Source organism: Enterobacter sp. ENT02, assembly GCF_019219165.1.
Taxonomy (GTDB): Bacteria; Pseudomonadota; Gammaproteobacteria; order Enterobacterales; family Enterobacteriaceae; genus Enterobacter; species Enterobacter mori.
The window spans coordinates 277889-292351 of the sequence record NZ_JAHUWD010000001.1 but is presented as its reverse complement, the minus strand read 5'-3'; the positions used below and the strand labels follow the sequence as shown (position 1 = coordinate 292351).

The 14463-nt window shown below is 53.3% G+C and carries 14 protein-coding genes and 1 pseudogene; 7 read left to right on the top strand and 8 right to left on the bottom strand.

Features of this window, described 5'->3' with window-relative positions; translation table 11 throughout:
• Positions 1 to 257 precede the first annotated feature (257 nt).
• Positions 258 to 413: a hypothetical protein gene (locus tag KW829_RS01275; RefSeq protein WP_269475491.1), complete on the top strand. Its 156-nt coding sequence runs from the start codon at positions 258 to 260 to the stop codon at positions 411 to 413.
• Positions 414 to 440: 27 nt separating this feature from the next.
• A complete protein-coding gene (dbpA, locus tag KW829_RS01270; protein ID WP_108417754.1) occupies positions 441 to 1814 on the top strand; it encodes an ATP-dependent RNA helicase DbpA in 1374 nt (457 codons plus the stop codon).
• A gap of 40 nt (positions 1815 to 1854) precedes the next feature.
• Here dbpA and ttcA read toward each other — a convergent pair whose 3' ends face one another.
• Entirely contained in the window at positions 1855 to 2790 is a 936-nt protein-coding gene (ttcA, locus tag KW829_RS01265) for a tRNA 2-thiocytidine(32) synthetase TtcA (RefSeq protein ID WP_010431562.1), read from the bottom strand.
• Between the two features lie 74 nt (positions 2791 to 2864).
• Positions 2865 to 2978: pseudogene (locus KW829_RS22890) on the bottom strand (hypothetical protein); the annotation flags it as partial.
• Positions 2979 to 3060: 82 nt separating this feature from the next.
• On the opposite strand from KW829_RS22890, the gene KW829_RS01260 reads away from it, so the two are divergent.
• A complete protein-coding gene (locus tag KW829_RS01260) occupies positions 3061 to 3396 on the top strand; it encodes a DUF1294 domain-containing protein (protein ID WP_218307440.1) in 336 nt (111 codons plus the stop codon).
• Between the two features lie 73 nt (positions 3397 to 3469).
• Positions 3470 to 3667: a hypothetical protein gene (locus KW829_RS01255; protein WP_010431559.1), complete on the top strand. Its 198-nt coding sequence runs from the start codon at positions 3470 to 3472 to the stop codon at positions 3665 to 3667.
• A 39-nt stretch (positions 3668 to 3706) separates the two neighbouring features.
• Here KW829_RS01255 and ompC read toward each other — a convergent pair whose 3' ends face one another.
• Both ompC and nifJ read right to left on the bottom strand, forming a co-directional pair.
• Positions 3707 to 4816, bottom strand: coding sequence for a porin OmpC (gene ompC, locus KW829_RS01250; RefSeq protein WP_089600128.1), 1110 nt, complete (start codon positions 4814 to 4816; stop codon positions 3707 to 3709).
• Between the two features lie 389 nt (positions 4817 to 5205).
• Positions 5206 to 8730 (bottom strand): pyruvate:ferredoxin (flavodoxin) oxidoreductase, encoded by a 3525-nt coding sequence (nifJ, locus tag KW829_RS01245; RefSeq protein WP_218307439.1) that lies wholly within the window; start codon positions 8728 to 8730, stop codon positions 5206 to 5208.
• A 270-nt stretch (positions 8731 to 9000) separates the two neighbouring features.
• Here nifJ and KW829_RS01240 point away from each other — a divergent pair, with 270 nt between their 5' ends.
• A complete protein-coding gene (locus KW829_RS01240) occupies positions 9001 to 9267 on the top strand; it encodes a DUF333 domain-containing protein (RefSeq protein WP_010431552.1) in 267 nt (88 codons plus the stop codon).
• On the opposite strand, the gene hslJ is transcribed toward KW829_RS01240, so the two are convergent.
• The 4 genes from hslJ to KW829_RS01220 form a co-directional block, all read right to left on the bottom strand.
• Complete coding sequence (gene hslJ / locus KW829_RS01235) at positions 9268 to 9705, bottom strand: heat shock protein HslJ (protein ID WP_218307438.1); 438 nt, start codon at positions 9703 to 9705, stop codon at positions 9268 to 9270.
• Between the two features lie 127 nt (positions 9706 to 9832).
• Entirely contained in the window at positions 9833 to 9961 is a 129-nt protein-coding gene (locus tag KW829_RS01230; RefSeq protein ID WP_010431546.1) for a DUF2474 domain-containing protein, read from the bottom strand.
• Positions 9961 to 10971 carry a cytochrome d ubiquinol oxidase subunit II gene (gene cydB / locus KW829_RS01225; protein ID WP_218307437.1) on the bottom strand — a complete coding sequence of 337 codons (1011 nt, stop codon included), beginning with the start codon at positions 10969 to 10971 and terminating at the stop codon, positions 9961 to 9963. The genes KW829_RS01230 and cydB overlap by 1 nt, the downstream gene beginning before the upstream one ends.
• Positions 10971 to 12371, bottom strand: a complete 1401-nt coding sequence (locus KW829_RS01220; protein WP_100167423.1) for a cytochrome ubiquinol oxidase subunit I — start codon at positions 12369 to 12371, stop codon at positions 10971 to 10973. Before KW829_RS01220 ends, cydB begins: the two co-directional genes overlap by 1 nt.
• A gap of 393 nt (positions 12372 to 12764) precedes the next feature.
• Here KW829_RS01220 and KW829_RS01215 point away from each other — a divergent pair, with 393 nt between their 5' ends.
• Entirely contained in the window at positions 12765 to 12953 is a 189-nt protein-coding gene (locus tag KW829_RS01215; RefSeq protein ID WP_052302284.1) for a hypothetical protein, read from the top strand.
• 82 nt (positions 12954 to 13035) lie between these two features.
• Complete coding sequence (locus tag KW829_RS01210) at positions 13036 to 14445, top strand: PLP-dependent aminotransferase family protein (protein WP_010431538.1); 1410 nt, start codon at positions 13036 to 13038, stop codon at positions 14443 to 14445.
• Positions 14446 to 14463 lie beyond the last annotated feature (18 nt).

The window sequence follows — 14463 nt, the reverse complement described above, 5'->3', positions numbered from 1 at the left end:
ATTGAGCGAAGTCAATAAACATCGGCACCGCAAGGTGCAATATTACTCCCGCAGGTGAATGCAACGTCAAGCGATGGGCGTTGCGCTCCATATTGTCTTACTTCCTTTTTTTGAATTACTGCATAGCACAATTGATTCGTACGACGCCGACTTAATAGTCGGCTTTTTTTTGCCTGCCGTTCCCCAGCGACTACCCTAAAAGGGTCAACAAAAAAAACCTGGAGGAAGAGATGAGCATGCTACTCGCGCTGCAATTCATGAATACACGCCAGTCCGACCCGGTACCTACCGACCCAACGCCGATGCCCGATCCCATCCCGCGTCCTCAGCCAATGCCGGACCCGCCGCCAGATGAAGAACCGATTAAAATGTCGCATCCAACCCTGATATCTGCGAGGATACGCGCCATCTGACTGCGAAGATGACCACGAGAGAATACTGTGACCGCTTTTTCTACCCTGAACGTTCTGCCTGCTGCCCAACTTGATAACCTTAACGAGTTGGGATACCTCACTATGACCCCTGTACAGGCGGCTGCGCTGCCGGCCATCCTGGAAGGCCGTGACGTACGCGTGCAGGCAAAAACCGGCAGTGGGAAAACGGCTGCATTTGGTCTCGGGCTGTTGCAGCATATTGATGCGGCGTTATTCCAGACGCAGTCGCTGATTCTGTGTCCGACCCGCGAACTGGCGGACCAGGTCGCCGGAGAGTTGCGCCGTCTGGCACGTTTTCTGCCGAACACCAAAATTTTAACCCTCTGTGGCGGGCAACCTTTTGGCGCACAGCGTGATTCGCTGCAGCATGCGCCGCACATTATTGTTGCCACGCCGGGACGCCTGCTCGATCACCTACAAAAGGGGACGGTTTCGCTTGATGCCCTTCAGACGCTGGTGATGGATGAAGCCGATCGTATGCTCGACATGGGCTTTAGCGATGCTATTGATGAGGTGATCCGCTTTGCGCCGCAGGATCGTCAGACGCTGTTGTTCTCCGCGACCTGGCCTGAAGCCATCGCGGCAATCAGTGGTCGTGTGCAGAAGAATCCGTTGACCATTGAAATTGATAGCGTTGATGCTCTGCCCGCCATCGAACAGCAGTTCTTTGAAACGTCGCAGCACGGCAAAATCTCGCTGCTGCAAAAGCTGCTGAGCCAGCATCAGCCTGCTTCCTGCGTGGTGTTTTGCAACACTAAAAAGGATTGTCAGTCGGTCTGCGATGCCCTGAACGCCGCTGGTCAAAGCGCACTGTCGCTGCATGGGGATTTGGAGCAGCGCGACCGCGATCAGACGCTGGTGCGTTTTGCTAACGGAAGTGCGCGCGTTTTGGTCGCGACCGATGTTGCCGCCCGCGGTCTGGATATTAAATCGCTCGAGCTGGTGGTTAACTTCGAACTGGCCTGGGATCCCGAGGTACACGTCCATCGTATTGGTCGTACCGCGCGCGCGGGCAACAGCGGTCTCGCGATCAGCTTCTGCGCGCCGGAAGAGGCGCAGCGCGCCAATATCCTTTCTGAAATGCTGCAGATTAAACTGAACTGGGTGAATGCCCCGGGCAATATCAGCATTGTCCCGCTGGAGGCTGAAATGGCGACGCTGTGTATCGACGGCGGCAAAAAAGCCAAGATGCGTCCGGGTGATGTGTTAGGGGCGCTGACCGGAGATATCGGCCTGGACGGGGCGGATATCGGAAAGATTGCGGTTCATCCGGCGCACGTTTACGTGGCGGTTCGCCAGTCGGTGGCGCATAAAGCCTGGAAGCAGCTGCAAAACGGTAAAATTAAAGGCAAAGCCTGCCGCGTTCGTCTGCTGAAGTAATGAAAAAAGCGTCTCAGATATCTCTCTGAGACGCTTCGTTTTATTTCACTTCCAGCACATTCAGACGCAGTTCTTCTAACTGACTGTCATCTTCTTCCGGCTGCCAGCCCGCAGGCTGCATTGGGATCTCTTCCCGGTCAAACGCCAGATCGCCACCGTTAACCACTTCTGATTCGTGGTTTATCCCTTTGAAGTCGAATAACTCTACATCCGCGAGATGGGAAGGGACGACGTTCTGCATCGCGCTGAACATGGTTTCGATCCGACCCGGATAACGTTTGTCCCAGTCGCGCAGCATGTCACCAATCACCTGACGCTGCAGGTTCGGCTGCGAGCCGCAGAGATTACATGGAATGATCGGGAAACCTTTAGCCTGAGAAAAACGCTCAATGTCTTTTTCACGGCAGTAGGCGAGGGGACGGATCACAATGTGTTTGCCGTCATCGCTCATTAGCTTAGGTGGCATGCCTTTCATCTTGCCGCCGTAGAACATGTTCAGGAACAGCGTTTGCAGGATATCGTCGCGGTGATGTCCAAGCGCAATTTTGGTCGCGCCCAGCTCCGTCGCGGTACGGTAGAGGATCCCGCGGCGTAAGCGAGAGCACAGCGAGCAGGTCGTTTTCCCTTCCGGGATCTTCTCTTTAACAATACCGTAGGTGTTTTCTTCGACGATTTTGTACTCAACGCCCAGATTCTCCAGATACTCTGGCAGAATGTGCTCAGGGAAGCCTGGCTGTTTCTGGTCGAGATTCACCGCCACCAGGGAAAAATTCACCGGTGCGCTTTGCTGAAGATTACGCAAGATCTCCAGCATGGTGTAGCTGTCTTTACCCCCTGACAGACAAACCATGATGCGGTCGCCTTCTTCAATCATGTTGAAGTCCGCAATGGCTTCGCCCACGTTACGGCGCAAACGCTTTTGCAGCTTGTTCAGGTTGTATTGTTCTTTTTTGTTAACTTCTTGATTTTGTTGCATTTATCTGTTACTCGAATCTTAAGTCGGACACCGGTAGGGTATAACGATGACGATTACCCTTTGCGCAATTTTGTGCCTCGTCTGACGGGTAAAAAAGACGGGTTAGTGCCTGCAGTAAAAAACCAGCATGCGAAAGTGTGCCGTGTATGGTACGGATTGTTGCGACGAATGCCAGCATGTTTTACGGAATAATAGCATCAACCTGATACATTCACGTTATCGCGTATAATGCGGCATCTGAATACGCTCAACATTCCCGTGGTCACTGCTATGACGCTCAATCGTTTTTGTTATCTGCTTCTGTTTTCCGCTGCGACTGGCAGCCTTTTTACTTCGAATCCTGTTGTCATGTGGTTCGTGCTCATCAATGTGCTGACGATGGCGATATATGGCGCGGATAAAATGGCGGCGCGAAAGGGCATGCGCAGAGTCCCGGAAGCCACTTTGCTGGCGTTTGGGGTGACAGGCGGTTGGCCTGGCGCCATTCTGGGTCAACAACTTTTTCGCCATAAAACGCAAAAGCAGCCTTTTAAAATCTACTTTATGCTAAGTGTCATCCTGAGCATCGTAGCGATGGCGGCGCTTTATCACTTCTCTGCGTTATGAGCATCGGTTGGCGTAACAAACACTCTTTACTGTATTCCTGCTACGCTTTTCTGTTGGACACGGGAGCGCGATCATGAAGAACAAAGAAGAACAAACAGGATTGGTTGGGCTGGCGATTGGGGCCGCCGTTATTGGGCTGGTTTCAGCGCAGAAGCCAATCAATCGTGAAAGTATCGTTGATGAACTGGTCAGACTCGGCAGACAGAAGGGCGATGGCGTTGAAGACGAGGTGTTCGTCAAAGCAGCTGAGCTGGTCAGAAAAGGCTTATAGCGATGTTTTGAGCCCGCAGAAAGCTGCGGGCTCGTAGGATCAGAACTGGTAAACCAGGCCTAATGCAACAACATCGTCAGTGCTGATGCCGTTATTTTTGTAGAAGCTGTCGTCTTCGTCCAGCAGGTTGATTTTATAATCAACATAGGTGGACATGTTTTTGTTGAAATAGTAGGTGGCACCTACGTCAGCATATTTAACCAGGTCCTGATCGCCCTGACCGTTGCCCAGATCTTTACCTTTGGACTGCAGGTAAGAAATCGCCGGACGCAGACCAAAGTCGAACTGATATTGCGCGGTGACTTCAAAGTTCTGAGTTTTGTTAGCCACATTACCTTCGTTATCACCGTATGGTGTCATATTGCGGGTTTCGGAATACATTGCCGCCAGGTAGATATTGTTGGCATCGTATTTCAGGCCAGCAGTCCATGCATCTGCTTTATCGCCACCCGCGGTTGTACGTGTAACCTGATCGTTGGTACGGTCAGAAGAGGCGTAAGCCGCGCCTGCACTGAAGCCCATGCCGAAATCATAGGTGGTAGAGATACCGAAACCGTCGCCGTTCTCATGACGCGTATCACGACCGTTGTTGGTCCCTTCCTGATTGTTATTACCGGATTCGTTTTTGCCCTGGTATTGCAGCGCAAAGTTCAGACCCTGCACCAGACCGTAAAAGTCGGTATTACGGTAGGTTGCCACGCCGTTTGCACGGCCGGTCATAAAGTTATCGGCGTAGGTGTATGAGTCGCCACCGAATTCTGGCAGCATATCTGTCCAGCCTTCCACGTCGTACAGCACACCGTAGTTACGGCCATAATCAAATGAACCGTAATCACCCACTTTAACACCCGCGAAAGCCAGACGCGTCCAGGACTGGTTATCAGACCCTTCGGTGTTGTTAGCCTGAACGTTGTATTCCCACTGCGCGTAGCCGGTCATCAGGTTATTGATTTGGGTTTCGCCTTTGAAGCCCAGACGCATATAGGTTTGATCGCCATCTTTTGACGCGTCGTCAGAGAAGTAGTGGAGACCATCTACTTTTCCGTACAGATCTAATTTGTTGCCGTCTTTATTATAAATTTCTGCTGCATGTGCTGCGCCTGCCATTAACAGCGCAGGAATCATGAGGGCCAGTACTTTTCTTTGCATAGTGATATTCCTTTGCAATCATTTTTATTTAATTACCAGATGAACTTTCCACACAGGAAAGATGTCTCATGCTAAATCACTCCCAATGAGGAGTCGTAATTATATTTGTTACGTTTTAAGTAAATTCTCAACTAAATAATACTGTTGAAATCTTGATAGATTTCATGAATGTATTAACCGGAAATATACAAAACTAAAATTATTAATTGCGCGGGAGAAAAGGTAAGATCGCCGTTGTTATATGCCTTTAAGATTTCTTCATCCATAATTGATGTGAATATTATTTAGTTATCTAAATAGTTTTCTGTGATTATCTGGATTAGCCCGGTGTGAATACATCGGGTTTTTTTTATGACAAAAAAAAGCCCGGACGAGCCGGGCAGGTAGAGTTATTCGCTGGTCGATTTATCCGCTTTCCCGGCCATCTGTGCCAGGAAGTCATAGCGTTTTTGCAGATCCGCGGCGGCATCTTTCCAGAGCTGTTCTGCCACTTCAGGCTGTTGCGCGTTGAGGCGGCGGAAGCGTTGCTCCTGCATAAGCGTCTCTGTAAGGGCATCAGATGGCGGACGTGAATCCAGCGCCAGCGGCAGTTTGCCTTCATCCGCACGGCGTGGGTCGAACCGGTACAGCGGCCAGAAGCCGGTTGCTGTGAGCTGACGCATCTGATCGTGACTGAGAGCCAGATCGTAGCCGTGCTCCTCGCAAGGGCTATAGGCAATGATCAGCGATGGGCCAGGATAGGCTTCCGCTTCCTGAATCGCTCTCACGGTCTGATTAAGCTGCGCACCCAGTGAAATCTGCGCGACATAAACGTGGCCGTACATCATCATGCTGACGCCGAGATCTTTACGCGCTTTGCGTTTACCGTGCTCACCAAATTTGGTGACAGCGCCTAACGGTGTCGCTTTTGACGCCTGACCGCCCGTGTTGGAATAACACTGCGTATCCAGCACCAGAATATTAACGTTTTCGGTCAGACTCAGAACATGGTCAAGCCCGCCGAAGCCAATGTCGTAGGCCCAGCCGTCGCCGCCGATCAGCCAGATAGATTTCTCAACCAGCGCATCAGCATCCGTCAACAATTGTTCCGCACCCTCAACGCCCTGCAGCGCGTTGCGCAGTTCAGCCACCTGCTCGCGCCGTACGTCCGGCGTGGCTTCCGAGTGAAGTGCATCATTCAGTTCTACAGGGATTTTATCGGCAAACTGCTCCAGCAAACGCATCACGCGCGCGCGGTGCTGGTCGACGGTCAGACGGAAGCCAAGACCAAACTCGGCGTTATCTTCAAACAGCGAGTTTGCCCATGCCGGGCCGCGACCGTTAGCGTCGGTAGTGTATGGCGTGGAAGGGAGGTTACCACCGTAAATAGACGAACAGCCGGTGGCGTTAGCGATCAGCATTCTGTCGCCGTAAAGCTGCGTAAGCAGTTTGATATACGGTGTTTCTCCGCAGCCAGAGCAGGCACCCGAGTATTCGAACAGCGGAGTAATCAGCTGTGAGGTGCGAATATCAATACGTTCCAGCTTGCTGCGATCGATTTCCGGCAGGTTCAGGAAGAAGTCATAATTCACTTTCTCCTCTTCAACATGTTCCAGGCGCGACATCATATTGATGGCTTTAATGTCCGGATTTTGACGATCTTTCGCCGGGCACACTTCGACGCACAGGTTACAGCCGGTACAGTCTTCAGGGGCGACCTGCAGAACGTATTTCTTTCCGCGCATGTCGCGTGATTTCACATCCAGCGAGTGCAGGCTGGCCGGTGCGGTTTCCATCTCTTCAGGAGAAACCACCTTGGCACGGATGGCCGAGTGCGGGCAGGCCGCCACGCAGTGGTTGCACTGCGTACACAGCTCTTCTTTCCAGATCGGGATCGCTTCGGCGATGTTGCGTTTTTCCCAACGGGTGGTGCCCATTGGCCAGGTACCGTCCGGCGGCAGCGCCGAGACGGGCAGGGCGTCGCCCAGACCGGCCAGCATCGCCGCCGTTACGGTTTTCACGAAATCCGGCGCCGCGTCGGACACCACCGGAGGACGGTTCGGGCTGGCTGCATTCACCTGCTGCAGCGGTACCTCGAACAGCGATTCGCGCGCCAGCGCCAGCGCCTGCCAGTTGCGCTCGACGAGCTCCTGGCCTTTACTGCTGTAGCTTTTGGCTATCGCACCCTGCAGCTCCATCAGCGCACTGTCGCCCGGCAGGATGTTGGTTAGATGGAAGAAGGCCATCTGCATCACGGTGTTGATACGTGCCGCCAGGCCACATTCGCGGGCAATTTTGGCGGCGTTAATCACAAAGAGGCGGGCTTTTTTCTGGTTTAGCACCGCCTGCACTTCCTGCGGCAACCGCGCCCAGACTTCATCAACGCTGTACGGAGTGTTAATCAGGAAAATACCGCCAGGTTTCAGGCGCTCCGCCATCTGGTATTTGTCGATAAACTGCAGCTGGTGGCAGCCTACAAAATCTGCCTGAGAAATAAGGTAAGCCGAGCGAATAGGGTGTTCGCTGACGCGCAGGTGGGAAACTGTCAGCCCGCCCGCTTTTTTGGAGTCATAGACGAAATAGCCCTGGGCATACCACGGCGTCGAATTGCCGATGATTTTGATGTTGTTTTTGGTTGCTGAGACGCTACCGTCGCTGCCCAGACCATAGAACAGCGCCTCGAGTTTGGCGGTCGAGGGCAGGGTGTTTTCCGGCAACGACAGGGACAGATTAGTCACATCATCATAAATGCCGACCGTAAAGCGCGGTTTTGGCTTCGCTGCATTCAGCTCGTTAAAGACTGCCAGCACGCAGTCCGGGCCAAACTCTTTAGATGACAAGCCATAGCGCCCGCCAATAACGCGCGGCAGCATTTCGCGTTCGCCGCTATTAAACGCTTCCGCCAGGGCCGTCATCACGTCCAGATAGAGCGGTTCCGCGTGCGCACCCGGTTCTTTGGTACGGTCAAGAACGGCAACGGATCGCGCGCTTTCCGGAAGCGCTGAGAGCAAATGTTTAGCCGAGAACGGACGATAAAGCCGCACTTTCAGCACGCCGACCTTTTCGCCGCGCGTCAGCAGTTCATCCACCACTTCTTCACAGGTGCCGATGGCTGAGCCCATCAGCACGATCACGCGTTCCGCCTGCGGATGTCCATAATATTCGAACGGTTTGTACGCCCGTCCGGTGGCGGTGGCGAACGCATTCATCGCCTGTTCAACATGGTCGTAAACCGCGTCGTACCACGGGTTGGTCGCTTCGCGAGACTGGAAATAGGTATCCGGGTTTGCAGAGGTTCCGCGAATCACAGGATGTTCCGGATTGAGGGCGCGAGCACGGTGCGCATCGATCTCAGCCTGTGGCAGAAGATTGAGGATCGTATCGTCAGCCAGCGGAACGATTTTGTTGATTTCGTGAGATGTGCGGAACCCATCAAAGAAATGAATAAACGGCACGCGGCTTTTCAGCGTCGCGATATGCGAAATCAGCGCGAAGTCCTGGGCCTCCTGGACGCTGCTGGCGCACAGCATGGCGCAGCCCGTTTGACGGACCGCCATCACGTCTGAGTGATCGCCAAAAATGGAGAGGGCATGAGTCGCGACCGTACGTGCGGCAACATGCAGCACAAATGGCGTCAACTGTCCGGCTAATTTGTATAACGTCGGGATCATCAGCAGCAATCCCTGAGAGGAGGTAAACGACGTGGACAAGGCGCCTGTCTGAAGTGCACCGTGCACCGTGGCAATCGCGCCCGCTTCGGACTGCATTTCAACCACGCGTGGGACATCCCCCCAGACGTTTTTTACCCCGTTTCCGGCCCAGGCATCCGCCTGTTCAGCCATCGTGGAACTTGGCGTAATCGGGTAGATGGCGATAACTTCGCTGGTACGGAACGCAACTGACGCGACTGCACCATTACCGTCAATAGTTTGCATAAGACGACACCCTTACATTGCGCAAAAAGAGGGGCCTGTATAACGGCAACAAGCCCTGATAATTATTCTTTTATTTTAGCAAAGCTCAGGTTTTGCGATTTTCGCTTTTGTGTCCTCGATATTCCCAGCATCAATGAGTAGATCAAACTTTTGCCGAAAAAATTGCGAGAAATTGTTTCCGCAGCGCATAAATACGCACATCCACTCTCGACGATGCGGCGCCGGGTGCCTATTATGCATAGGTTTGTCATTATTCATGGGGGAGAGAACATGCGTTCAGCGTTTTGGGTAGGGTGTGCCGCGTTATTGTTGTCGGCATGTAGTAGTGAACCTGTTCAGCAGGCAACGGCGGCGCACGTTACGCCAGGTATGAGAGCCGCGATGTCAAGCTCCGGCCAGGCCAACTGCGCGATGATTGGGGGTTCGTTATCGGTTGCTCGCCAGCTTGATGGGTCTGCGATTGGTATGTGCGCGTTGCCAAATGGCAAGCGCTGCAGTGAACAGTCACTTGCCGTGGGATCTTGCGGTAACTACTGATTACTCAACGCGTTTAAACATCAGCGTTTTTTCGGCTGTCGCCAGCGTTAACTGGTCTTCAGTCAGGTCGACCTGTGCGCCCTTGCGCAGCATGTCGCCGATGGCCTGATCCAGTTCGTTAAGCTGTGGGTCAGTGCACAGTTTCCGGGTAATCGCCAGCGTTTTGACGGTGAGCGCGCCTTCGGACAATTTCCCCTGTCCGTTATAGCTGTTACACATCACGCCTGAGACAGTGATGTTTTTAATCAGGCTGATATCTGACAGTGCGCTAAAGCTTATTTCAGGCTGCGTTGCCGTTTTGGTGATGGCTTTACCATCGACGTTTTCCAGCACAAAACGGTGGTTTTGAAGCTGCTCCGGCTGAACGGACGCTTTACCCGGGTTAACGCAGCCCGCCAGGGCCAGGCTCAGAAAAGTTACTGCAACGAGCTTTTTCATTTTTCTTCTCTAAATATCAATGCTGTGAATCTATTCCAAGTGTAACCATACGCCCGCGCGAGTTAATGGGGTTTATCTGAAAGTGCGAGAAGAGGCCGGGCAACAGCGCGGTGCCCGGCACAGGGTGTTAGTGAGATTTAAATCCCGCCGCCGCCATCAGCATGCGGAAGAACATACTTACGGCGGCCAGCGCCAGGACGCTACCGCCCCAGATGATGACCAGCCACATCAGACGTTTCCAGACAGGTTGTTGCATCAATGATAACCCTCCCCATGCTGTACTTTTCCGCGAAATACGTAATAACTCCAGAAGGTGTAGACCAGAATGATGGGAATGATCAACAGTGCGCCCACTAACATAAAGCCCTGACTCTGCGGGGGTGCAGCGGCCTGCCATAAGGTAATAGACGGCGGGATGATGTGCGGCCAGATGCTGATCCCAAGACCGCTGAATCCGAGGAAAATTAACCCCAGCGTCAGCACAAACGGCAGATTATGGCTATCAGGATCCTTCAGGCTTCGCCACTGCCAAAGGCTCAGGATCGCCACCAGCACCGGGACGGGCAGCAGATAAAACAGATTCGGCAGCGTAAACCAGCGCGCGGCGATAGCCGGTTGCGCCAAAGGCGTCCAGATACTGATTGCCGCAATGAATACCAGAAGGACGATTAACAGCGTTTTTGAAACCTCACGCATCCGCTGTTGCAGGGCATTTTCGCTTTTCATCACCAGCCATGTGGAGCCTAACAGGGCATAGGCTATGACCAGACCTGCGCCACAGAACAGGTTAAAGGCAGTGAACCAGTCAAAGGGTCCCCCGCTGTACGCGCGTCCGGTAACGGAGAAACCGTTAATCACAGCGCCGACCGTCACGCCCTGGGTGAACGTTGCCAGAATCGAGCCGCCAATAAAGGCTTTATCCCAGAACGGACGGTGTGCCGGTGTGGCTTTGAAGCGAAACTCAAACGCCACGCCCCGGAAAATAAGTCCGATCAGCATTAATGTCAGCGGAATGGTCAGCGCGTCGATGATGACCGCGTAAGCCAACGGAAAGGCACCAAACAAGGCCGCGCCGCCAAGCACCAGCCAGGTTTCGTTCCCGTCCCACACCGGCGCAACACTGTTGACCATCACATCGCGATCGTCGCCGTTCTGCGTCGCGGGGAACAGGATGCCAATTCCCAGATCAAATCCATCCATCACGATGTACATTAACGTGGCGAATACGATGATCACAAACCAGATAAGGGAGAGATCGATTCCCATTATGGCTTCTCCTTACGTTCAGTGATAACGGCGGAAAGGGGACGAGCGGGTCGACCATCAGCTTCAGTGGCAAATGACTCATGAGGCTGAGGACCTTTTTTGATCAGGCGTACCATATAGCTATAACCCACGCCAAACACCGAGGTATAAACCACGAAGAAGGCCAGCAGGCTGACGCTCATATGCAGATCGCCGTGCGCGGAAACCGCATCTTTCGTGCGCTGCAGTCCATAGACCACCCACGGCTGGCGGCCCACTTCCGTGGTAACCCATCCGGCAAGGATGGCAATCAATCCGGATGGCCCCATAAGCAGGGCAAACCACAGGAAGGGACGAGAGGTATACAGCCGTTTTTTGTAGCGCAGCCAGACCGCAGCCACTCCCAGCAGCAGCATCAACATGCCCAGGCCTGCCATAATGCGGAACGACCAGAAGACGATGGTGGCGTTAGGCCGGTCTTCTTTCGGAAACTCCTTGAGCGCGGGAACCTGTTTTTCCAGACTGTGGGTCAGGATCAGGCTGCCCAGCGCCGGGATCTCCAGCCCAAAGCGGGTGCGCTCCTGCTCCATGTCCGGCCAGCCGAACAGCAGCAGCGGCGTCGGTTCACCCGGCGGGTTTTCCCAGTGGCCTTCAATGGCGGCAATTTTGGCGGGCTGGTACTTTAAGGTGTTCAGCCCGTGCATATCACCCACCATCGCCTGTATGGGGGCCACAATCAGGGTCATCCAGAGTGCCATAGAGAACATGGCGCGAATGGCAGGCGTCCTGTTACCGCGCAGCAGGTGCCAGGCGGCAGAAGCACCAACAAACAGCGCGCTACTGAGGAAGGCGGCTATCGACATATGCAGCAGGCGGTACGGGAAAGAGGGGTTAAATACCACGGCAAACCAGTCTACCGGTACGACCTGACCGTTGACGATCTCATAGCCTTGCGGGGTCTGCATCCAGCTGTTGGAGGAGAGGATCCAGAAGGTCGATATAATCGTCCCCAGCGCCACCATACAGGTTGCAAAGAAGTGCAGACCCGGACCGACTTTGTTCCAGCCAAACAGCATCACGCCAAGGAAACCGGCCTCAAGGAAGAAAGCGGTGAGCACTTCATAGGTCAGCAGTGGGCCGGTAATACTGCCCGCAAACTGTGAAAATCCACTCCAGTTAGTGCCAAACTGGTAGGCCATGACCAGCCCGGAGACCACACCCATACCAAAGTTAACGGCGAAGATCTTCGACCAGAAATGGTACAGCGAGCGCCAGACGGGATTTTTTGTTTTGAGCCACAGCCCTTCGAGTACAGCAAGATAGCTTGCCAGGCCGATGGTGATTGCCGGGAAAATAATGTGAAAGGATACGGTAAAGGCAAACTGTATCCGCGCAAGGTGAAAAGCATCTAAACCAAACATGCACAGCCTCAATGTCAAACGGTGTGCTGTTATGGTATAGGGGGGCAAAGTCGACTATCAGAGGCAGAAAAGTAAAATTTATGCATAACAGTTCGAAAACTGTCGTCATTTAACTCATCTGATATAGGTTGGTAATTAAGAATAAGAAAATTCTTTTTATGAATTTTACGCATTAAACCGCTTGCGTTGTAGTCTGCGTCGTGCGTTAATGGTCTTCTGGTTTTGAGTCCAAATAAATATCTGACGTAGTTTTATAAAGCAGTTCTCATCACGTTGTGCCTCTCCGCAGCCTCTCTTGGGTCTTTATCTACTTTCCGATTAGTTTTGTTTAAAACCATTATTGCCTGATCGGCTCATGAGTAATTTACGTTTTTACGTTTACAGGAGAATCCTATGACTTCTTATATCCATTTTCGCTGCCCATGCTGTCATGGCTCGCAGTACCGTACTTCAGTTTTTGATGTGTCTGAGAAAAATCCTCACGGCGCGAAATGCATATTTTGCAAATCGTCGATGGTTACGCTCGATCACCTGGCCGCAGCACGTTCTGCCCAGAGCCATATCACTGAGTACCGCAAGTAATTAACAACGCTTTCCATAACAGTTAGCAAAATCTTCTCTTTTTCTCCTGCTGATATACACTGTCGGCAATAAGGAGAATCTGATGAAAAAATACCAGCGTCTGGCGCAACAAATTATCTCGCAGATTGAGCTTGGCGTATGGCTGCCGGGCGATAAGCTGCCTTCGCTGCGAGAGCAGGTGGCGAGCAGCGGCATGAGTTTCATGACCGTGGGCCACGCGTATCAGATGCTGGAAAGCCAGGGGCGCATTGTCGCCAGACCGCAATCGGGCTATTACGTTGCCTCGCGCCCGACTGCGCAACAGCCTGCTCCTCCGGCTCAGGTGATGCGCGATGAAGTGGTCGACATCAACACCTATATCTTCGATGTACTGCAGGCCAGCCGCGATCCCTCCGTCGTGCCGTTTGCTTCCGCATTTCCCGATCCGCGCCTCTTTCCGCTTCAGCAGCTTAACCGCTCGCTGGCGAACGTCAGTAAAACCGCCACCGCGATGAGCGTGATTGAAAACCTGCCGCCGGGTAACGTCGATCTCCGCCACGCCATTGCCCGCCGCTACGCGCAGCAGGGGATGAACATCTCACCTGAAGAGATTGTCATTACCGCAGGCGCGCTTGAGGCGCTGAACCTAAGCCTTCAGGCCGTCACCGAACCCGGTGACTGGGTAATCGTTGAAAATCCCTGTTTTTATGGTGCTCTCCAGGCGCTTGAACGCCTGAAGCTGAAGGCCCTGTCGATAGCGACCGACGTGCGCGAGGGGATCGACCTGAATGCCCTTGAACAGGCCCTGAATGATTATCCGGTAAAAGCCTGCTGGCTAATGACCAACAGTCAAAACCCGCTTGGCTTCACGCTGAGTGCGGAGAAAAAGGCGCTGCTGGTGGCGCTGCTAACGAAGCATAACGTCACCCTGATTGAGGACGACGTCTACAGCGAACTCTATTTTGGCCGTGAAAAACCGCTCCCGGCCAAGGCCTGGGACAGGCAGGACATGACGCTGCACTGCTCCTCATTTTCAAAATGTTTGGTGGCCGGTTTTCGCATCGGATGGGTGGCGGCGGGAAAGCATGCGCGCCGCATTCAGCAGCTGCAGCTCATGAGCACCTTATCAACCAGCTCACCCATGCAGCTGGCGCTGGTGGATTATCTGGCGACCAAACGATATGACGCGCATCTTCGCCGCCTGCGACGCACGCTGGCCGAGCGCAAACAGCAGGGGTGGCAGTCGCTTTTGCGCCATATGCCTGCTGGCGTCAAAATCCATCACAACGACAGCGGCTATTTTTTATGGCTGGAGCTTCCGGCACAGCTGGATGCCGGGCTGCTGAGCGAGAAAGCGTTAGTCCACCACATCAGCATTGCGCCAGGTAAGATGTTTTCAACGTCAGACAGCTGGACGCCGTTTTTCCGGTTTAATACTTCCTGGGCGTGGGGAGAACGGGAAGAACAGGCTGTTATTCAGTTGGGAAAATTAATTAGCGAGATGCTGGAATAAATCGCGTAGTCGGCTTTT